Annotated in this window: 17 protein-coding genes, 3 pseudogenes and 1 riboswitch; of the genes and pseudogenes, 6 read left to right on the forward strand and 14 right to left on the reverse strand. The window is 69.1% G+C overall.

Annotated elements, in window-relative coordinates; translation table 11 throughout:
* Window positions 1-76 precede the first annotated feature (76 nt).
* Together QUE33_RS11120 and QUE33_RS11125 are read left to right on the forward strand one after the other, a co-directional pair.
* Window positions 77-1,078: a LacI family DNA-binding transcriptional regulator gene (locus QUE33_RS11120; RefSeq protein WP_286300036.1), complete on the forward strand. Its 1,002-nt coding sequence runs from the start codon at window positions 77-79 to the stop codon at window positions 1,076-1,078.
* A 300-nt stretch (window positions 1,079-1,378) separates the two neighbouring features.
* The gene (locus QUE33_RS11125) at window positions 1,379-1,585 is read left to right on the forward strand and encodes a hypothetical protein (RefSeq protein WP_350226454.1); all 207 of its coding nucleotides are present in this window, start codon (window positions 1,379-1,381) and stop codon (window positions 1,583-1,585) included.
* Window positions 1,586-1,643: 58 nt separating this feature from the next.
* On the opposite strand, the gene QUE33_RS11130 is transcribed toward QUE33_RS11125, so the two are convergent.
* A complete protein-coding gene (locus tag QUE33_RS11130) occupies window positions 1,644-1,847 on the reverse strand; it encodes a cold-shock protein (protein ID WP_286300038.1) in 204 nt (67 codons plus the stop codon).
* A gap of 304 nt (window positions 1,848-2,151) precedes the next feature.
* Here QUE33_RS11130 and QUE33_RS11135 point away from each other — a divergent pair.
* Window positions 2,152-3,365: pseudogene (locus tag QUE33_RS11135) on the forward strand (amidohydrolase).
* Window positions 3,366-3,412: 47 nt separating this feature from the next.
* Here the strand turns inward: QUE33_RS11135 and QUE33_RS11140 are convergent.
* The 4 genes from QUE33_RS11140 to QUE33_RS11155 form a co-directional block, all read right to left on the reverse strand.
* A complete protein-coding gene (locus tag QUE33_RS11140; protein ID WP_286300040.1) occupies window positions 3,413-4,081 on the reverse strand; it encodes a GTP pyrophosphokinase in 669 nt (222 codons plus the stop codon).
* A gap of 162 nt (window positions 4,082-4,243) precedes the next feature.
* Window positions 4,244-6,310, reverse strand: a complete 2,067-nt coding sequence (locus tag QUE33_RS11145) for an iron ABC transporter permease (RefSeq protein WP_286300043.1) — start codon at window positions 6,308-6,310, stop codon at window positions 4,244-4,246.
* Window positions 6,311-6,380: 70 nt separating this feature from the next.
* On the reverse strand, window positions 6,381-7,412 hold the full coding sequence (locus QUE33_RS11150; RefSeq protein ID WP_286300046.1) for an ABC transporter substrate-binding protein: 1,032 nt from the start codon (window positions 7,410-7,412) through the stop codon (window positions 6,381-6,383).
* A gap of 58 nt (window positions 7,413-7,470) precedes the next feature.
* On the reverse strand, window positions 7,471-8,331 hold the full coding sequence (locus QUE33_RS11155) for an ABC transporter ATP-binding protein (RefSeq protein WP_378761696.1): 861 nt from the start codon (window positions 8,329-8,331) through the stop codon (window positions 7,471-7,473).
* Between the two features lie 32 nt (window positions 8,332-8,363).
* Here QUE33_RS11155 and QUE33_RS11160 point away from each other — a divergent pair, with 32 nt between their 5' ends.
* Window positions 8,364-9,287, forward strand: coding sequence for a siderophore-interacting protein (locus tag QUE33_RS11160; RefSeq protein WP_286300055.1), 924 nt, complete (start codon window positions 8,364-8,366; stop codon window positions 9,285-9,287).
* A 118-nt stretch (window positions 9,288-9,405) separates the two neighbouring features.
* Here the strand turns inward: QUE33_RS11160 and QUE33_RS11165 are convergent, their stop codons facing one another.
* From QUE33_RS11165 to putP, 5 genes are all read right to left on the reverse strand, one after another.
* A complete protein-coding gene (locus QUE33_RS11165; RefSeq protein WP_434019598.1) occupies window positions 9,406-11,400 on the reverse strand; it encodes a copper-translocating P-type ATPase in 1,995 nt (664 codons plus the stop codon).
* Window positions 11,401-11,411: 11 nt separating this feature from the next.
* On the reverse strand, window positions 11,412-11,699 hold the full coding sequence (locus tag QUE33_RS16415; RefSeq protein ID WP_434019599.1) for a cation transporter: 288 nt from the start codon (window positions 11,697-11,699) through the stop codon (window positions 11,412-11,414).
* Window positions 11,700-11,760: 61 nt separating this feature from the next.
* A complete protein-coding gene (locus QUE33_RS11170) occupies window positions 11,761-11,970 on the reverse strand; it encodes a heavy-metal-associated domain-containing protein (RefSeq protein ID WP_286300057.1) in 210 nt (69 codons plus the stop codon).
* A 120-nt stretch (window positions 11,971-12,090) separates the two neighbouring features.
* Complete coding sequence (locus QUE33_RS11175) at window positions 12,091-13,845, reverse strand: glycoside hydrolase family 35 protein (protein WP_286300059.1); 1,755 nt, start codon at window positions 13,843-13,845, stop codon at window positions 12,091-12,093.
* A gap of 114 nt (window positions 13,846-13,959) precedes the next feature.
* Window positions 13,960-15,474, reverse strand: coding sequence for a sodium/proline symporter PutP (gene putP / locus QUE33_RS11180; RefSeq protein WP_286300062.1), 1,515 nt, complete (start codon window positions 15,472-15,474; stop codon window positions 13,960-13,962).
* Window positions 15,475-15,573: 99 nt separating this feature from the next.
* Between putP and QUE33_RS11185 the strand changes: the two genes are divergently transcribed.
* The gene (locus QUE33_RS11185; protein ID WP_286300065.1) at window positions 15,574-16,239 is read left to right on the forward strand and encodes a DNA alkylation repair protein; all 666 of its coding nucleotides are present in this window, start codon (window positions 15,574-15,576) and stop codon (window positions 16,237-16,239) included.
* An 85-nt stretch (window positions 16,240-16,324) separates the two neighbouring features.
* On the opposite strand, the gene QUE33_RS11190 is transcribed toward QUE33_RS11185, so the two are convergent.
* The 4 genes and pseudogenes from QUE33_RS11190 to QUE33_RS11200 all read right to left on the reverse strand — a co-directional run bounded on the left by QUE33_RS11190 (window position 16,325) and on the right by QUE33_RS11200 (window position 18,729).
* Entirely contained in the window at window positions 16,325-16,663 is a 339-nt protein-coding gene (locus tag QUE33_RS11190) for a hypothetical protein (protein ID WP_286300067.1), read from the reverse strand.
* Between the two features lie 120 nt (window positions 16,664-16,783).
* Window positions 16,784-16,843: pseudogene (locus tag QUE33_RS16210) on the reverse strand (hypothetical protein); the annotation flags it as partial.
* A gap of 110 nt (window positions 16,844-16,953) precedes the next feature.
* Window positions 16,954-17,472, reverse strand: a pseudogene (locus QUE33_RS16215) (hypothetical protein); the annotation flags it as partial.
* A riboswitch (ZMP/ZTP riboswitch) is annotated at window positions 17,464-17,539 on the reverse strand. It overlaps the preceding pseudogene by 9 nt.
* 101 nt (window positions 17,540-17,640) lie before the next feature.
* The gene (locus QUE33_RS11200) at window positions 17,641-18,729 is read right to left on the reverse strand and encodes a DUF998 domain-containing protein (protein ID WP_286300074.1); all 1,089 of its coding nucleotides are present in this window, start codon (window positions 18,727-18,729) and stop codon (window positions 17,641-17,643) included.
* A gap of 110 nt (window positions 18,730-18,839) precedes the next feature.
* Between QUE33_RS11200 and QUE33_RS11205 the strand changes: the two genes are divergently transcribed.
* On the forward strand, window positions 18,840-19,874 hold the full coding sequence (locus QUE33_RS11205) for an FUSC family protein (RefSeq protein ID WP_286300077.1): 1,035 nt from the start codon (window positions 18,840-18,842) through the stop codon (window positions 19,872-19,874).
* Window positions 19,875-19,943 lie beyond the last annotated feature (69 nt).

Genomic DNA, 19,943 nt, shown 5'->3' on the forward strand with positions numbered 1-19,943 from the left:
CCGTCTATTTGTGCCAAACGCGTGCGAAATGGCACTATGTCCCTGCATTCGGCACAAATAGACGGGCCCTTTCGACATGGTGAGTATCGACGAGGTCGCGAAGCTCGCGGGGCTGTCGACTGCGACCGTGTCGCGCGCGCTCAGCGGACGCGGGCATGTATCACCGGCGTCCCGAGAACGGGTGTACACCGCCGCCGAGAGCCTCGGATATGTGGTGTCGTCGCGGGCGTCGAGCCTGGCATCCGGCCGCACGAAGAACGTCGGTGTGATCGTCCCGTTCCTGGACCGCTGGTTCTTCAGCACCGTCCTCTCGGGCGCGACGAGCGCGCTCATGCGCGCGGGCTACGACAGCACGCTGTACAACATCACCGCCGACGCCGCCGTGCGGCAGGAGGTGTTCTCGACGTTCCTGCGCCGACAGCGGGTGGATGCCGTCGTGGCAGTCTCGATCGAACTCGACCAGGACGAGACCGGGCAGCTGCTGGATCTAGGGCTGCCGGTGATCGCGATCGGCGGCCCCAACTCGCGGCTGCGCACGCTCACCGTCGACAACACTGCCGTCGCCCGCCTGGCCACCCAGCACCTGATCGGCCTCGGTCATCGTGACATCGCGCACATCGGCGCGAGTCCCGAGTTCGACATGGACTTCCACATCCCCACGCAGCGTCGGCTCGGCTTCGAGCAAGCACTGGCGGATGCCGGCATCACCCAGAACCCGGCGTTCCTCGAGCCGGCCGACTTCACGGTCGACGGGGGCTTCCGCGCGGCCAAGCAGCTGCTGGGACGACCGGGACCACGACCGACGGCGATCTTCGCCGCATCCGACGAGATGGCGATCGGCGCCATCCTCGCCGCCCGCGATCTGGGATTCCGGGTGCCGCAGGACCTCTCCATCGTCGGGATCGACGGACACGAGCTCGGGGAGTTCTTCCAGCTCACCACGGTCGATCAGTTCCCGATCGCGCAGGGTGAGCGTGCGGCTGCAGCGATCCTCGCGCAGCTGGAGCAGACGGATGCCGAGATCGGCGGAGACCTGCCCTTCGAGCTCATCGTGCGGGGGACGACCGCGCGCGCCTAGTGCACCAGCATCCGCCCTGACCCCCTTCCGAGACTTCCTCTCCAGCGTGAGACTTCCTCTCCGGCATGAGACTCGTCGGCGCACACGCTGTCTCGTGCTGGGAGGGAAGTCTCGTGCCCGGAAGGAAGTCTCGCGCCCGGAGGGAAGTCTCGGCGGGGCGGATCGCCCTCACACCACGGTGAACTCCGCCGCGAGCAGATCCTGCTCGCGCGAGGACGGCCCGACCAGCAGGGTGAACTCCCCTCGCACTTCGAAGAGCGCTACACGACCCTGCGTCGTGAGGTCAGCGAAGCCTTCCAGGTGCTGTGCGCCGCAGAGGGCGTCACCGACGTCGACTCGATCACGGCCGCATCCGCGAGCATCCTCGCCGTCATGGACGGCCTGCAGCTGCAATGGCTGCTGCATCCCGAGATCGTCGACCTGGGCGAGGCCAGCGAGTTCGCGATCACCGCGATCGTCAACGGTGTGCTGCATCCGGGAGCCCCGCTGGAGTCCTACCGGCACTGAGGCCGGATACGCAGAACCGGCCCCGGCGTAATGCCGGAGCCGGTTCGAGTCGCGTCGCTCAGAGACCGCGGATGTTCATCGCCTGCATGCCCTTGGGGCCACGCTCAGCGTCGAATTCCACCTTCTGGTTCTCGGTGAGCTCCTTGAAGCCCGAGGATGCGATCGCCGAGTAGTGGGCGAAAAGGTCGGCGGAGCCGTCATCGGGAGCGATGAACCCGAAGCCCTTTTCGGTGTTGAACCATTTCACAGTGCCAGTGGCCATGTGTTTCTTCTTTCTGTTGATCTGGCCGCCGCAGCGACCGGGGTGCCGAGCCGGTACGTCCGACGGGCACGTCTTGGGTGCGATGCGAGGCATTGCACAGGAGCGGGAGGAGATGACCTGCCCCGCGGAACTCACACGCAGGAGAGGAAGGATGATCGGGCCGCACGCGACTTGGTCACGGGCCATGAGGAGAGTGATTCCTCCGGTGGAGGACATGCAACCGTACCACGGCCACCGGTGAGGCGCACACAGGGCAGTGATACTGCACCTGTCCGGGAGGCAGGCTGATGGCTAGGCTCGCGACATGAGCATCGATCTCGAGGCGCTGTACACCGATCTGCATCGGCATCCTGAACTGTCGTTCCAGGAGACGCGCACGGCGGGCATCGCTGCCGCCCACCTGCGCGACCTGGGCCTCGAGGTGCACGAGGGCATCGGCATCACCGGCGTGATCGGCGTGTTCGCCAACGGCGCCGGCCCAACAGCCTGGCTGCGCGCCGACATGGATGCTCTGCCAGTCACCGAGGAGACCGGACTCCCCTACGCCTCGACGGCCACCGGCGTCGACCCCGACGGCCACACGGTCGGAGTGATGCACGCCTGCGGCCACGACATGCACGTGACCGCGATGATCGGCGCCGTCGAGCGACTCGTCGCCGAGCGCGACCAGTGGCAGGGCACCGTCGTGGTGGTGATCCAGCCCGCCGAGGAGTACGGCGCCGGAGCCCGCGCGATGCTCGATGACGGCATCCTCGACCGCTTCCCCCACCCCGACATCGTGCTGGGCCAGCACGTCACCCCGCTGCCGGTGGGGACGATCGGCGTGCGCCCGGGACCGCAGATGTCAGCATCCGACGGTCTGCAGGTCGTGCTGCACGGTCGCGGCGGGCACGGCTCGCGTCCGCATGCCACGATCGACCCGATCGTGCTCGCGGCGGCGACCATCATGCGTCTGCAGACCGTCGTCTCACGCGAGGTCGATCCGCACGACCTCGCCGTCGTGACGGTGGGGTCGATCCATTCCGGCACGAAGAACAACATCATCCCGCCGGATGCCACTCTGCAGCTCAGCCTGCGCTACCCCGACGATCAGCTGCGCACGAAGGTGCTCGAGAAGGTCGAGCGGGTCATCCGTGCAGAGGCGATGGCATCCGGAGCGGAGCGCGAGCCCGAGATCACCACCCTGCACACCCTGCCCGCCACGATCAACGACGAGGATGCCACGGCACGCGCCGCGGCGGCGTTCCAGTCGGCGTTCGGCGAGCAGGCGGTGATCGATCCCGGGCTGTTCACCGGCAGCGAGGACGTGTCCTGGTTCGCCCGGGATTCCGGAGCGCCCCTGGTGTTCTGGTTCTGGGGCGGCGCCGATCCGGCCGTGTTCGCGGCCTCCGCCGCCGCCGGAACCCTCGACCACGACATCCCCACCAACCATTCGCCGTTCTTCGCTCCCTGATCCATCCGACCATCGAGGTCGGCGTGACGGCGATGGTCGTCGCAGCCCGGGAGTTCCTGGGCTGAGCGAGGCATCGGGCTGAGCCGGCCCCCGGTCCGAGCGAGGTGCGGGCTCAGACCTCGAGCACGCGGTGGTTGATCTCGTGCGCCTCGCGGTGCAGGCGCTCCATGCGCTGGTCGAGCTCTTCCGCGGCATCCGCGGCATCCGTCAGACTCTGCACGAGGTGAGACGGCACGCGTCCGTCGAACTTGTAGTGGATCTTGTGCTCCAGGCTGGCCCAGAAGTCCATCGCGATGGTGCGGAACTGCACCTCGACGGGCACCGCGACCCGGCCGGTGGAGAGGAACACCGGCACCTCGACGATGACGTGCAGGCTGCGGTAGCCGTTCGGCTTCGGCTGGGCGATGTAGTCCTTCACGATCCGCACGGTCACATCGTCCTGCTGCGTGAACAGGTTGAACAGCCGATAGACGTCGCTGACGAAGCTGCAGGTGATGCGCACACCGGCGATGTCGGTGATCTCGGCGCGGATGCTGTCGAAGTCGGCCTCCACACCACGGCGGGCCACCTTCTCGACGATGCTGTCCGGGGACTTCAGCCGGCTCTTCACGTGTTCGATGGGGTTGTACGCGTGCATGTGCGTGAACTCGTCGCGCAGGATCGAGATCTTCGTCTCGACCTCCCGCATCCCGAACTCGTACTCGCGCAGGAAACGCTGAAACGCGTCGCGCAGCTGTCGCGCCTCGGCGATCGCGGCTTCGTCGGCGTTGACCGTTGTCATGCTCTCGACGTTACGCTTTCGTGATCGGAATCGGCTGGGCATTTCGCATGCGCGACAGTCTTCTGCGACTGCGGCATCGTTCGATGGCGCGGATGCAGGAAAGTGCAGCGGCTGCGAGGGAGGAGCGGATGCCGCGGAGCGGGCGGGCAGGGCGAACGGATGCTACGCGTCGCGCGAGCGCCACAGCAGCCAGACGAAGTACGGGGCGCCGAGCAGCGCGACGACCAGGCCCGCGGGCAGCTGGGCGGGAGCGATGATCGTCCGGCCGACGGCATCCGCCACCCCGACGAGCACCGCACCGAGCACGATCGCGACCGGGATCACCCGCGCATGCCGTGCACCGACCAGCGCTCGGGCGGCGTGCGGGGCGACCAGGCCGACGAACCCGACCACGCCGACGGCGGCGACGCTGAGCGCGGCGAGCAGTGCGGCCGCGGCGAGCAGCGCGAGCCGGGTGCGCTCCAGGCGGATGCCGACCAGTCGCGGAGTGTCCTCGTCCATGGTGACGATGTCGAGGTCACGACGCTGCGCGAGCACGAACGGCAGCGCCACCAGCAGCACGATCGCCAGCGGGATCACCTGCTCCCAGATGCGCCCGTACGTGGTGCCCGAGAGCCAGGTGTAGATCTTCGGAGTGTCCCAGGGATTCGCCTGCAGCAGCACGAACGTCGTCAGCGCCACCGCACCGTACGAGACGCCGATGCCGATCAGGATGAACCGGTCGGCGCTGAGCCCGCCCTTCCAGGCCAGGCCGTATACCAGCAGGAAGGCGAGCAGAGCTCCGATGACGGCCGCTGCCAGCATCCCGAACGTCGTCGCGGTCGCACTCGTCACGACGAGCACCGCGCCCAGCCCCGCACCGCCGGTGATGCCGAGCAGCCCGGGCTCGGCAAGCGGGTTGCGGCTGACGGCCTGGGTGATGGTGCCCGCCAGCGCGAGCGCCGCACCGGCGACGACCGCGGCGATCACCCGCGGGGAGCGCTCGTCGAGGGCGAACGAGACCACGGGCGGCGCCTGATGCTGCATCCACAGCAGGATGTCGCCGGTGAGCAGCTGCGTGCTGCCGACCAGCAGTCCGCCGATCACCACCGCGCACAGCGCCACGATGCCCACCACCAGCACGACCACGAAGCGGCGGGTGCTGCGCACGCCGAAGCGGATCGTCGGCGGACGCCGGGTGGGCCCCGCATCGCGCAGCCGCCGGGCCATCATCACCAGCACGATCGCGCCGAGCACGGTGGTCGCGACGCCGGTGGGCACGGACAGCGCGCCCTCGGCTCCGAGGATCGCCCGCAGCACGGCATCCGCTCCGATCACGACGATCGCACCGATGAGACCGGATGCCGGGATGAGCATTGCGTGCCGGCCCAGCGCCGGCACCACGCGCGAGAGCAGCCGCGCGAGCACCGGCGCGCACAGCCCGACGAACCCGATCGGTCCGGCGAGGGTCACGGCGGCGGCGGTGAGCAGCACCGAGAGCAGGATGCTGAACACGCGCGTCGAGCGGACCGGAACTCCCAGTGACGAGGCGGTGTCGTCGCCGAGAGCGAGCACGTCTAGCCGGCGAGTGAGCAGGAAGCAGGCGGCGAGCACGACGCCGATCACAGGCGCCACGCGCAGGAAGTTCTCGATGCCCAGCTGCGAGAGACTGCCGCTGCCCCACGCGAACAGGCCCTTCGTCTCCTCGTCGAACAGCACCAGCAGCGTGGAGGTGCCGGCCTGCAGCGCCATCGCGAGCGCGGAACCGGCCAGTACGAGCCGCGTCGTCGACGACGCCGAGCCACCGGCCAGGCCCAGCACGAGTGCCGCTGCGAGCAGGCCGCCGACGAAGGCGACGATGCCGGATGCCCAGATCGGCACCGTCAGGCCGAAGGCCGTGATCGCGGTGATCGAGAAGTAGGCCCCCGCGGTCACGCCCAGGGTGTCGGGCGAGGCGAGCGGGTTGCGCGCCAGCGACTGCATGAGCAGGCCGGCCACGCCCAGCGCGATGCCGACGGCCACACCCGCGGCGAGGCGAGGCAGACGCGACCCGAGCAGGATCTCGGGCTGGGCGAGCACCTGTCCGCTGGTGCCCTGAGTCAGATGCCAGGCGGATGCCAGTACCAGCACGACCAGCAGTGAGACCAGCACCCAGACGGCCGTGGCCGTGGAGTCGGAGCGACGCCCCTCCGCATCCGTGCCCGCGCGATCCGTTCTGCGGGCCGACACGCCAGATGCAGGACGATTCATGGCATCCGATCCGACATCTGGCGTGTCGGCCCCCAATTCGCATCCGGTCCCGGCACCTCGCACGGCGAGGTCACTTCGTCATGACTCCGAGGTAGGCGTCGATGATCTGCTCAGCCGAGCGCGGGCCGCCGAACATCCAGATGCCGGCGGGGAACGCGTGGACACGATCCTCCTTCACCGCGGGGATCAGCTTCCAGGCCGGGTTCTTCGCGGCGGCGTCGAGGAAGCTCTCCGAGTCGGGATCGACCGTGCCGGTGGTCAACAGGGTGGCATCGCCGATGGTCGTCATGCCCTCGATGTCGGTGGTGCCCAGGCCGTAGGCCGCGTCGACCTCACCGGTCCAGGCGTTGGTCAGACCCAGCTGCTCGCCCAGCTCGGCGACCAGCGAACCCTGACCGTACGGGCGCAGCGTGACGTTGCCGCCGTCGACCCAGCCATCCAGGAACACGAACTCGTGGCCGGCGAGCGAGGCGTCGGCGACCGAGTCCTTCGCATCGGCGAGCTTCTTCTCGAACTCGTCCTTGACGACATCGGCGCGCTCGGTGCGGCCGGTGGCCTGTGCGATGAGGTCGAAGGTGCCGAGCATCTGCGTGATCGGGTCCTTGGCGTCGGCACCGAGCGTCGCCAGCACCGGGATGCCGTACTTCTCCAGCTGCGCGATGATCGCATCGTCGCGGGTGTAGGCCTCGACGATCACCAGGTCGGGCTCGGTGGCGAACAGCGCGTCCAGGTTCGGCTCCTGCCTGGTGCCCACATCGGTGACACCCTCCGGCAGCTCCTCGGAGGTATCCCAGGTGCGGTAGCCATCGGCATCCGCCACGGCGACCGGGGTCAGGCAGAGCGAGAGCACGTCCTCCACCTGCTGCCACTCCAGCACGGCCACCTTCGCCGCCGGCTTGTCGAGGGTCACCGTGCGCCCGAAGGCGTCGGTGAGCTCGACCGGGTCGGTCGACGTGGTGGTGCTGTCGTCGGCGCAGCCGATGCCGCTCGCAGTGGAGGTCTTCGCGTTCGTGGGCGCCGGCGCGGCCGAGGTGGTTCCGCACGCGGTGAGTGCGAGGGTCAGTGCGCCGAGGGTCGCGAGGGCTGCGAGAGGCTTGTTCATCAGTGGGGGCTCCGGGTGTCGAGAATGATTCAGAGGGGGATTCGGGTGGGGAGGATGTTCAGGCCGAGAGGGCGGCGAGACCGCGCCGGGCGCGATCGTGGTGCCGGCCGCGCGGGGTGACGTGCACTCGGCCGGTGCGCGGGTCGGAGGAGGCGTCGATCGGCAGCCCGTACACCTCGGTGAGGTTCTCGGAGGTGAGCACTGCGCCGGGCGAGCCGGCGGCGTGCACCCGTCCGCGGTTCATGAGCACGACCTCGTCGGCGACGGATGCCGCATGGCTGAGATCGTGCAGCACCACGCCCACGGCGGTGCCGCGGTCGGCGAGGTCGCAGATCAGGTCGAGGGTCTCGATCTGATAGCGCAGGTCGAGGTGGTTGGTGGGCTCGTCGAGCAGCAGGATGCCGGTGCCCTGCGCAAGCGCGGTGGCCAGCCACACGCGCTGCAGCTCACCGCCGGAGAGTTCATCGACCGCGCGATGCGCCATGCTCTCGAGCCCGGCCAGCTCCAGTGCCTGCGCGATGGCGGTGCGGTCGGCATCCGTCATCCCCGCGAACCTGCTGCGATGCGGGTGCCGACCATAGGCGACGACGTCGCGCACCTCCAGACCGGACGGATGCGGCCGCGACTGCGAGAGCATCGCGACCGTGCGTGCGAACTCCTTTGCCGTCAGCGATGCGGCATCGCGCTGTCCCTGGACGCCATCGATGCGCACCGTGCCGGAATCGACCCGGTGCAGGCGTGCCAGCGCGCGCAGCGCGGTGGACTTGCCACTGCCGTTCGGACCGATCAGCGCGGTGACCACGCCGGGGCGCAGGTGCAGCGACATCTCGTGCACGACTCGCGTGCGACCGTAGCTGAGAGCCAGCGACTCGCCGTGCAGCTCGTCGGCCCGATCGTCAGATGCATCCGTCGGAGTGATCACGTTAGGAGAGCCTAACCTATGATGGTGTGGTGAGCCACCACCCGTACCGCACATTTCGCACGACCGTCGCGCGCATCACCCCGCTGTCGCCCAACTTCACGCGCATCACACTGGCCGGTGACGATCTGGTGCATTTCGGCACCGATGGGCTGGATCAGCGCATCAAGCTGATCATCCCGTTCGCGGACGGAACCATCACCGACGTCGGTCAGTTCGATGAGAACCAGAGCATGGGCGAGTGGTACAAGCGCTGGCGCGGGCTTCCCGACGAGCAGCGCAATCCGATCCGCACGTACACGATCCGCGCGCCGCGTCCGGATGACCGCGAGATCGACGTCGACTTCGTGCTGCACGGCACCGAGGGTCCGGCATCGGCCTGGGCCAGCCGTGCACAGCTCGGTGATCCGCTGTTCGTCGTCGGGCCGAACTCCCGCTCCGCAGAGCGGGCCGGCGGCATCGAGTGGAAACCGGGCGATGCGAGATCCTTGCTCATCGCCGGCGACGAGACGGCCGCCCCGGCGATCTGCTCCATCGTGGAGTCGCTGCCCGCGGATGCCGTGGGCGAGGTGTGCATCGAGGTGCCGACGGCGGCGGATGCTCTGCCGCTGGCCGCCCCTGACGGCGTGCGGGTGAGGTGGCTTCCCCGGGGTGCCGTGGGGCACGGCATCCGTCTCAGCGCCGCGGTGCACGAGTGGGGGCGCGAACGTGCCCGTGTTCCTGCGCTCACGGCCGCCGCACCGTCGGCATCCGCTCCTGCGCTCTCGGACCCGGATCCCGACGAGGTGCTCTGGGAGGTCCCGGATGCCGTGACCGGCGGCGAGTACGCCTGGCTGGCCGGCGAAGCGGGCACCATCACAGCGCTGCGCCGGCACCTGGTGCGCGACCTCGGCATCGACCGCCGCTCGATCGCGTTCATGGGCTACTGGCGGCAGGGTCGCGCCGAGGCGTCCTGACCTCGGGGCTGTCCGCCGACACCCCGACCTGCGGTCGGCCGCAACCCGGGGTCTGGACGAGAGCCCGCAACCCGGGGTCTGGACGAGAACCCGGGTCTCGACGGACGCGTACCGAAGATCAGCGGAAGGCACGCAGCCGCAGGCTGTTGCCGACCACGAAGACGCTCGAGAACGCCATCGCGGCACCGGCGAGCATGGGGTTCAGCAGACCGAGCGCGGCGAGCGGGATCGCGGCGGTGTTGTACGCGAAGGCCCAGAACAGGTTGCCCTTGATCGTGCGCAGGGTGCGTCGCGAGAGACGGATGGCATCGGATGCCGCCCGCAGATCCCCACGCACGAGCGTGATGTCGGATGCCTCGATCGCCGCATCCGTGCCCGTTCCCATCGCCATTCCCAGGTCGGCCTGCGCCAGCGCCGGGGCGTCGTTGACACCGTCGCCGACCATCGCGACGACCCGCCCCTCGCCCTGCAGGCGGGAGACCACCGCCACCTTGTCGGCTGGCAGCACTTCGGCGATCACCTCGTCGATGCCGACCTGGGCGGCGATGTGGCGCGCCGCCGCCTCATTGTCTCCGGTGAGCAGGATCGGCATGAGGCCGAGCGTCTTCAGCGAGGCCACCGCCTCGCCGCTGGTCGGCTTGATCCGGTCGGCGACGACGATCATGCCGCGGGCGGTTCCGTCCCAAGCGACCAGCACCACCGTCTGGCCGGCGGCCTCGGCATCCGCCTTCGCTGCGAGGATCTCTTCGGAGGGGTGGACCGACCAGTCTTCGAGCAGCGAGAGCCGACCCACGAGCACCGCGCGCCCCTCGACCACGCCGGTGACGCCGCGCCCTTCGAGGTTCTGGAACGTCTCGACCGGCGGGAGATCGGTTCGCGTGGCACGAATCGACGCATCGGAGGCCTCGGATGCGGCGTGTCGGGCCACCTGAGCATCGGCCTCGGCGGATTCCCGTGCGGCGGATGCGATCGCCCGGGCGATCGGGTGCTCGCTGGCGTGCTCGATCGCTCCGGCCAGGCGCAGCAGCTCATCGGCATCCGTCCCCTGCTCGGGGATGACCGAGACGACGCTCATGCGGCCCTCCGTGACGGTGCCGGTCTTGTCGAGCACGACCGTGTCGACGCGGCGGGTGGACTCCAGCACCTCCGGACCCTTGATCAGGATGCCGAGCTGTGCACCGCGTCCGGTGCCGACCAGCAGTGCGGTCGGCGTGGCCAGCCCCAGCGCGCAGGGGCAGGCGATGATCAGCACGGCGACAGCGGCGGTGAAGGCGGCGGATGCCGGGAAGCCAAGCACGAGCCAGGCGGCGAGCGTGACGAGGGCGATGCCGATCACGATCGGCACGAAGACGCCGGAGATGCGGTCGGCCAGCCGCTGCACCTCGGCCTTGCCCGCCTGCGCGTCCTCGACCATCCGCGCCATCTGCGCGAGCTGCGTGTCGGCGCCGACGCGGGTGGCGCGCACCACCAGGCGTCCGCCGGAGTTCACTGTGGCACCGGTGACGGCATCGCCCTCGCGCACCTCCACGGGCACAGGCTCGCCGGTGATCATCGACTGGTCGATCGCCGACATCCCCGACACCACGACGCCGTCGGTGGCGATCTTCTCGCCGGGACGGACGACGAAGTGATCGCCGACCCTGAGCTCGGCGGTGGGGATGCGCACCTCGATGCCATCTCGGATGACAGCGACGTCCTTCGCGCCGATCTCGAGCAGCGCGCGCAGCGCCGCACCGGCCGTGCGCTTGGCACGCTTCTCGAAGTAGCGACCGGCCAGCACGAACATGGTCACTCCGGCGGCGACCTCGAGGTAGATGTTGCCCGCTCCGTCGCTGGGCGCGATGGCGAACGAGAACTCGTGGGTCATACCCGGCATCCCCGCCGTGCCCAGGAACAGCGCGTACAGCGACCAGAGGAACGCCGCCGACGTGCCCAGACTGATCAGCGTGTCCATGGTGGCCGCACCGTGGCGCAGATTGACCCAGGCGGCACGGTGGAACGGCCACGCCGCCCAGACGATCACCGGAGCGGCGAGCGTGAGCGACAGCCACTGCCAGTACTCGAACTGCAGCACCGGGATCATCGCCAGCAGGATCACCGGCACGCTCAGCACGATCGAGCCGATCAGCCGGTGCCGCAGCGCGCGCGCTCGGGGTCGTCGGCATCTCTCGCGTCGACGTCCGGTGCGGACGCGGGAACGGATGCCGTGTATCCGGCGTTCTCGACGGTGCTGATCAGCAGCGCGGGATCGAGCGGGCCGTCGGCGGTGACCTGCGCCTTCTCTGTGGCGTAGTTGACCGTGGCAGTGACGCCGTCGAGCCTGTTCAGCTTCTTCTCGATGCGCATCGCGCACGACGCGCACGTCATCCCGCCGATCTCGAGATCGATGCGGGACGGTTCGACGGTGCTCATGGCGATGCTCCTCGGAATGTACAGACGGACAGGCGGCCGGTCGTGGCGGGTCGTCGGAAGCTCAGGCCGCGACGGCGCGGTATCCGGCCTCGTCGACGGCGGCGATGACGGCATCCGCGTCGACGGCGGATGCCGAGCTGACGACGAGGCGGCCGGTCTGCGCGCTGACGTCGATGCCCTCGACGCCCGCGACCTTCTCGACTTCTTCGCGCACGGACATCTCGCAGTGCCCGCAGGTCATCCCGGTCACCTGGAATTCAGTGGTGGTCATGGTTCCTCCTCTGTCTCGGTACCCCCTAGGGTACCTTCACCAGAGTACGACCATATACCCCTCTGGGGTATTCCCCCAGGCTGCGAAGATGCGATCAGCCCCTGCGCTCAGGCCCTGCACTCAGGAGCCGACGAACTCCTCGCGCGGGCCGTAGTCGGGTGCCTCGCGGATCTCGACGGTTGCGCCGAGCCGGTCGGTGTCGAGCACGACGATCTCGTTGTCGCCCTCCCGCCAGAGCGGCCCCGGCGCGTAGAGGGTGACCTGCGGACCACGCTCCCAGTACCGACCGAGCAGAAAGCCGTTCAGCCACACCATGCCCTTCGCCGATCCGGGCACGGCGATCCACGCGTCGAGAGGTCGGGAGACGGTCACGGATGCCGTGGCCAGGCCGTCCGTGCCGGCCGGCACAGGAGCCACGTCGCCTGCCTGCGTCGGTGCAACGTCGCGCGGCAGCATCCGGTGCTCCCAGCCGTGCTGGAACCGGCGTCCGATCAGCACTCCGCCCAGGATGCCCTTGTGCTCGCCGGTGAGCGGGCCGTAGTTGATGCGGCCGAGGCTCTCGACCACGATCGTGAGGCGACCCGCACCGCCCGCCGTCGGCAGCGCGAGGCTCTGCTCGCCGTCGTGCTCGATCGTGCCGAGACGCTCGTCGTCGAGGAAGATCGTCGCGCGGTCGCGCAGCTCCAGCAGGGTGAGTTCGGCATCCGCCTCGAACTGGACGTCGGCGGAGTAGGCGACGATCCCGTCCTCGGCGCCGAGCTGCTCGTAGCTCAGCGGCTGCGGCGCGGTCGCGACGACAAGCTGCGCACGCACGACCTCCAGCAGTGAGGCGGTCGGCACAAGAGGGACGGATGCCGCAGGCTGGTGCTCCGGGTCCTCCGGAACATCCGGCAGAGGCGCCGAGTGGTACGGGGCGAAGGCAGCGCGCAGCGCGTGGAACTTGGCGTTCAGCGTGCCGTCCTCGCCGATCGGGGCATCGGAGTCGTACGAGGTGACGGTCGGCTGGATGACGCCATCGTGGTTGGCGCCGGCCCACAGGCCGAAGTTGGTGCCGCCGTGCGCCATGTACACGCTCACCGATCCGCCGGCATCCAGCAGTTCGCTCACCGTGCCGATCATGCTCTCGGCCGAGCGCACGTGGTGCTGCTCACCCCAGTGATCGAACCATCCGCCCCACAGCTCGCTGCACATCAGGTGCTGTCCGTCGCGGCGCAGCTGCTGCGCGAGTGCGACGCCGGTGCCGAAGGTGAACGTCCCCATCGAGCCGCCCACGCTGCCGTTGCGGACCATGTCGGCGGTGGTCCCGTCGGCGGTGGTGAGCATCTCGACCAGGCCGCGTGCACGCAGGCCGTCGCGCAGGTGGGCGAGGTAGCTGGCATCCGACCCGTAGGATCCGTACTCGTTCTCCACCTGGATCAGTCGGATCGGCCCGCCGTGCACGGCCTGCAGCGGCTCGAGCTGCGGGATCAGCGCGTCGTACCAGGCATCCACGGCGGCGAGGAAGCCGGCATCCGAGGTCCGCAGCGCGCGCACCCGACCGGCGAGCCAGAACGGTATGCCGCCGTTCGACCACTCCGCGCAGATGTACGGACTCGGGCGCACAAAGACGTCCAGGCCGATAGCACCGGCGATGCGGATGAAGCGGGCGACGTCGCGCCAACCGGTGAAGTCGAACTCGCCCTCGGTGCGCTCATGGAAGTTCCACGCCACATAGGTGTCGACGGTGTTCGCGCCCATCGCCGCGAGACGACGCAGGCGATCCTCCCACTGGTCAGGATGGATGCGGAAGTAGTGCACGGCACCGGAGAGGATGCGGTGCGGCTCTCCACCGCGAAAGAGCTGGCCGTCGCGCCAGGTGAGGGATGCAGAGGACATGACACTCCGGTTCGATGTGAGTCCGTGTTGACGTTCACATTACCCGGAGCGCCAGCACTCCGGCATCCGTGCCCTGCTGCCGGGGACGGTCCCACGAGACCGTCCCCGCGTGACTCAGGGAGTGTCGCCGACCGTGCGCGGACGTGCGACGGTGAGCATCGTGCCAGTGTCGGTGAACTCCTTCTGGATCTCGTCGTCGTTCTTGTACGTGAACAAGCTCACCACGACGGCGGTCACCATGCCGAGGATGAACGCCGGCAGCAGCTCGTAGAGCCCGGTGTCGAAGGCCTTCCAGATGAACACCATCGCGGCGCCGACGAACATGCCCGCCAGTGCGCCCCAGTTGGTCAGCCGGCGCCAGAACAGGCTGAGCAGGATGATCGGCCCGAACGCCGCGCCGAAGCCCGCCCAGGCGAACGACACCAGTTCGAGGATCGTGTCGTTCGGCGTGACGGCCAGCAGGATGGCGATCACCGCGACCGTCAGGACCGCCAGCCGCCCCATCAGCACCAGCTGCTTCGCGGGCGGCGGCGTCTTGCGGACCACCTTGTAGAGGTCCTCGATCAGCGCAGAAGAGCTGACGATCAGCTGGCTGGAGATCGTGCTCATGATCGCCGCGAGTACGGCGGCCAGCACGAGACCGGCGACGAAGGGATGCAGCAGCGTCTTCGACATGATCAGCACGACCGTCTCGGGGTCGGCCAGGTCGATGCCGTTGGCGGCCATGTAGGCGATGCCGATCAGACCCGAGATGATCGCGCCGAACATCGACAGCACCATCCAGGAGATGCCGATGCGGCGAGCGCTCTTTGCCTCCTGCGGTGACCGCAGCGCCATGAACCGCACGATGATGTGCGGCTGGCCGAAGTAGCCGAGGCCCCACGCGAGAGCCGAGACGATCGCGAGGATCGTGCCGCCGGTGACGGCCCCTGCGCCGAAGAACGACAGGTGACCGGCAGAGGCGTTCTCCGCGATCAGAGTGCCCGTCTCGTCGAGGCCTCCCACCGCGATGAGCGCGGCGATCGGGATCACGATCAGCGCGATGACCATCATCAGTCCCTGCACGACGTCGGTGAACGAGGCGCCCAGGAAGCCGCCGAACAAGGTGTACAGCAGGGTGATGCCACCGATCAGCAGCATCCCGGTGACGTAGTCGCCGTTGAAGGAGCTGACGAAGAACTTGCCACCCGCGACCATGCCCGCCGAGATGTACAGCGTGAAGAACACCAGGATGACCACGCCGGAGAGGATGCGCAGCAGTCGGGATGTGTCGCGCAGCCGGTTCTCGAAGAAGCTCGGCACGGTGATCGAGTTGCGCGAGACCTCGGTGTACGCCCGCAGCCGCGGTGCGACCAGCAGCCAGTTCAGGTAAGCGCCGATCGTCAGGCCGATCGCGATCCATGCCTCGATGAGTCCGGTGAGGTAGATGGCGCCTGGCAGCCCCATCACCAGCCAACCCGACATGTCTGACGCGCCCGCGCTGAGCGCGGCGACCCACGGTGGCAGATTGCGCCCGCCGAGCATGTAGTCCTCGTGATCGGATGTGCGTCTGAACGCGATATAGCCGATGAGGAGCATCGCTGCGAAATAGATGCCGAGTGCGATGTAGATGAAGATCTGGTCAGACATCGTCGTCCTCTCCTGCGGCGGAGGTCGCCACTCAATGCCTCCGACCCTGCCATATTCCCCGGGGTGCGCACCAGAGTGGCGTGCGGATACGCTGTGATCGTGTCGCCGACGACCCCTTCCGAGGTGCTCGCCGAACTCGCCGAGCTCGAGGACCCGAAGGCGCGCGCGGTGAACGAGCGCCATGGCGACGCGCACGGCGTGAACCTGACGAAGCTGCGGGCTCTGGCGAAGGAACTCGGGATGTCGACGGAGCTGGCCCGCGAGCTGTGGGCGACGGACGATGTGGCCGGACAGCTGGTCGCGCTGCTGATCGCGCGACCTCGCGAGCTGAGCGCCGACGAGATCGACCGGATGCTGCGAAGCACCCGCAGCGCGAAGGCGCACGACTGGCTGGTGAACTACATCGCGAAGAAGTCGCCGCTGGCCGAGGAGCTGCGGCTGCGCTGGTTCGATGACGCGGATGCCGTGGCCCGCGCCGCCGGATGGTCGCTGACCACCGTACGGGTGGTGAAGCGCCCCGCGGGACTCGACCTCGACGCGCTGCTGGATCGCATCGAACGCGAGCTGCGCGATGCGCCGTCCCGCGAGCAGTGGGCGATGAACGAGACGCTCGCGAACATCGGCATCCATCACCCCACGCTGCGCGAGCGCGCCGTCGCCATCGGCGAGCGCCTGCAGGTTCTGGCCGACTACCCGACCCCGCCGAACTGCACCTCGCCGTTCGCACCCGCCTGGATCGCCGAGATGGTGCGCCGGCAGGCTTGAGTGCTCCTCGCTTCATGTGACCCGGATGGTCGCCTCACCGTGGGCAAGGCGACCATCTGAGCCACATGAAAGGCCCGCGGGCAACTCAGTGGTGGAAGAGGCGCAGTCCCGTCGTGACCAGGGTGATGCCGTGCTCGGCGGCAGCAGCGGCCACCTCGTCGGAGCGCGTCGAACCGCCCGGCTCGATGATGGTGCCGACGCCGAACTCGGCGGCGTGGTCGACGTTGTCGCGGAACGGCAGGAAGCCGTCGGAGATCAGGGTGACGTCGTCGAGGCGCTCGCTCCACTCCTCGCGCCACGCGCTCTCGCCGTAGCGGACGGATGCCTTGTCGCCGAACAGCCCGGCGAACTCGGTGCGCTGGGTGCGGGTCATCTCCGCCCCGGCGAAGCGGATCTGCCAGTTCAGCCGGTCCTGCCGCCGCATCCCGTCGACCATCGGCAGCTCGCGGACGAACGGATGCCGACGCAGCCACCACACGCGGGCCTTGTCGCCTGCGAGGCGTACGCAGTCGACGCGGTTCTGCTGCCCCGCCCCGATCCCGACCGCGGCGCCGTCGCGCACGAGTACGACCGAGTTCGACTGCGTGTAGCGCGCCGTCGCCATTCCGAGCTGCGCATCCCGGCGGTGCGCGCGGTCGAGGATTTCTCCGGCAGCGCCGCGGCAAGATCGGCGGCATCCCGGTCCTGCTCGATCACGGCACCCAGCACCTCACGACGCTCCCGCGCCGGCGGATGCCAGTCCAGACCCGCCTCGAAGATCAGGAAGCGGCCGGACTTCTTCGCCCGCAGCGTCTCGACCACGCCCTCTTCGAATCCCGGCGCGATGACGGCGTCGCAGATCACGGTGCGCAGGAAGTCTGCCGTCTCGGCATCCACTGGTCGCGACAGCGCGACCACGTCGCCGAAGGAGGACTTCGGGTCAGCATCGCGGGCGCGCACGTAGGCGGAGATCGGGCTGTCGGTGCCGACTCCGTGCACCCGCCAGGTCTCGGCGGCCACCTCATCGATCGGCCCGGCAAGCGCGGCGCCGGCAGGCGAGACGTGCTTGAACGATGCCGCTGCGGGCAGGCCGCTGGCCTCGTCGGCCTCTCGCACGAGTGCGAAGGCGTTCAGCGCGTCGAGATAGTTGATCAGCGAGGGCTCTCCGCCGATCACGGCGGGGCCTCCTCGACCGAGGCGGACTGGTGCGGATTCATCCCGTAGCGCACGGGCACTCCCATCTGTGATGGGCACCCAGGCGGTCGATGCCGTAGTTCTGCTCCCCGCCGGTCATCCAGCTTCGCCAGTCGCATGACCAGGATACCCGCGCTTCCATCCGCAAGCCTCCCGCGCAGATGGAAAACGTCGGCGCAACGGGCCGGGAACCAGCGCTTTCCATCTTCACGCGGGCGAGCTGCCGCGTCAGCGCAGGGGCGAGCGGCGGGCGGAGGGCCGGGAGACGTCGGGGACGAGAATGCCGAGCAGCTGCACGAGCGTGGTCAGCCACAGCAGCACGAGGCCGACGACCACGGCCTCCAGCGCGGCGACCGAGAGCACGTGCAGCCCGAAGGCCAGCACGACCGCGATCACGATGAGCAGCACCAGCACGATCGTGAGAGTGCGCAGCATCCGCAGCTCCCCCATCAGAACCGTGACGATGATGACCGCCGCGAGCAGCAGCGCGAGCGTCGCGAATGCGGCGATCGCATGCGGACCCGGCACCCGGTCGATCGGCAGCAGGCCGACCGCAGCCAATGCGAGACCCGCGCAGGCCCACGTGATGACGACCGCTGCGATCCCCCGCAGGGCGGCATCGCCCAGCATCCGGTGCAGGTCGCGGCCGAGGTATGAGCCGGTGGTCGCGATCAGCAGGCCCGCGATGACCAGGGTGCCGTTGAACGCCCAGCCGCCCGATCCGATGCCGAGTTCCGAGAAGCTGCGCTCCCACCAGACGCTGTCCGTCGCGGTGAGCATCGCGAACAGGGTGCCGATGATGAGGAAGGCGAACAGCAGCGAGGCGAGATCGCGGGTGCTGAGACGGATGCCGGCGCCGAACGCCATCCTGCCGCCGAGCGCGGATGCGACGGCCGTGAACACTCCGCCGCCGATGGCAGGCAGTTCGAGCCCCTGCAGACCTGCGGCCAGCACTTCGCCCGCGAGCAGCACGCCCAGGCCGGTCACTCCGGCGAGCGCGGCTGTGACCGCCACTGCGCTGACGTCCGAGACGACGGCCTGCCAGCGCGGCATCGCCGAGGTCTCGCCCGGCCGATGCATCCGCGTGCTGACGACGAATGCCGCCGCGGCGATCAGCCCCGCCACCAGGGCGACCGGGATGATGACGGATCCGTCGCCGCTGAACGGGCGGGAGCCGCCCCACAGCACGGCCGTGCCCGCGAGCAGGCCGAGCACGAAGCAGGCGGCAGTGGCCCACAGCATCCGCCGCTGCTCGCGCAGCATCCGCTCGACATCCATGCCTTCATCGAACCACTCCGCGCGGACTTGCGAGTCCACGGATGTCGGATGAAACGACGGATGTCGGCGCAGAACGCCAATATCCGCCGACATCCGGATTCTGAGCCGACATTCGTAGCCACTCGCCCTGCCGCGACTACCGTTGAGCCATGCGCCTCTCCGTGATCCGCTCCGCGCGCCGCGCGCCCCTGCTGCAGGTGCTGAAGTCGGCAGCGGCCACGATCGCGGCCTGGCTGATCGCGGGCTGGCTGCTGCCGGGACCGCTGCCGGTGTTCGCGGCGATCGCCGCACTGCTGGTCGTGCAGCCGAGCGTGAACCAGTCCCTGTCGAAGGCGCTCGAACGCAGCGCGGGCGTGATCCTCGGCGTCGTGATCGCCGTGCTGCTGAGTCTGCTGCTCGGTGCCCAGAGCTGGGTCGTGCTGGCGGCCGTCGTGGTGGCGATGCTGATCGCCTGGGGTATGCGGGCCTCCACCGGCACGGGAAACCAGGTGGCGATCTCGGCCGTGCTGGTGCTCGCGCTGGGGTCGTCGAATCCCGACTACGCCCTGTACCGCATCATCGAGACGCTGATCGGCGCGGCGATCGGATTCGTCGTGAACGTGCTGATCGTGCCACCGGTTCTCAGCGCGCCCGCCCGCCGTGACATCGGGATGCTGGGGCACGAGCTCGCCGCATCCCTCGACCGCCTGGCCGACGCACTGCCGACCGCCCGCACGTCCGCCCAGCTGCACGAGCTGATGCTGCAGGTGCGGCTGCTGCGACCGATGAAGGACGCCGCCGAGGCGTCGCTCGTCGCCGCAGAGGACTCCCTCGCGCTGAACCCGCGCCGGTCTCGCCACCGCGACGATCTGATCGAGCTGCGGGCGCTGTTCGAGCGGCTCTCGCCGGTGGTCACCCAGGTGATCGGCATGACCCGGGCCTACTTCGACCACTACGACGACGCGCTCGCCGACGACCCCGCCGTGCGGGCGATCGCCGAGCAGCTGCGTCGTGCGGGTCACGACGCGCGCCTGGCGGTGCAGACCGCGGATGCCGCACCTGAACCGGATGCCATGACCTCGGCCATCCCGGCGCTGACCGCTCCCCTGGTGGTGCGGCCGCCGGGATCCGATCACTGGATCCTGGTCGGCTCGCTGATGGAGGATCTGCGCCGCATCCACGGCGAACTCAGCGACGAGATCTGAGCACCGCGTCGCCGCTCACGGGTCGCACTTCGCGGCATCCCGCCGCTGGAGGCCACCATGTGCGCCACG

The organism is Microbacterium suwonense (assembly GCF_030296555.1).
Taxonomy (GTDB): Bacteria; Actinomycetota; Actinomycetes; order Actinomycetales; family Microbacteriaceae; genus Microbacterium; species Microbacterium suwonense.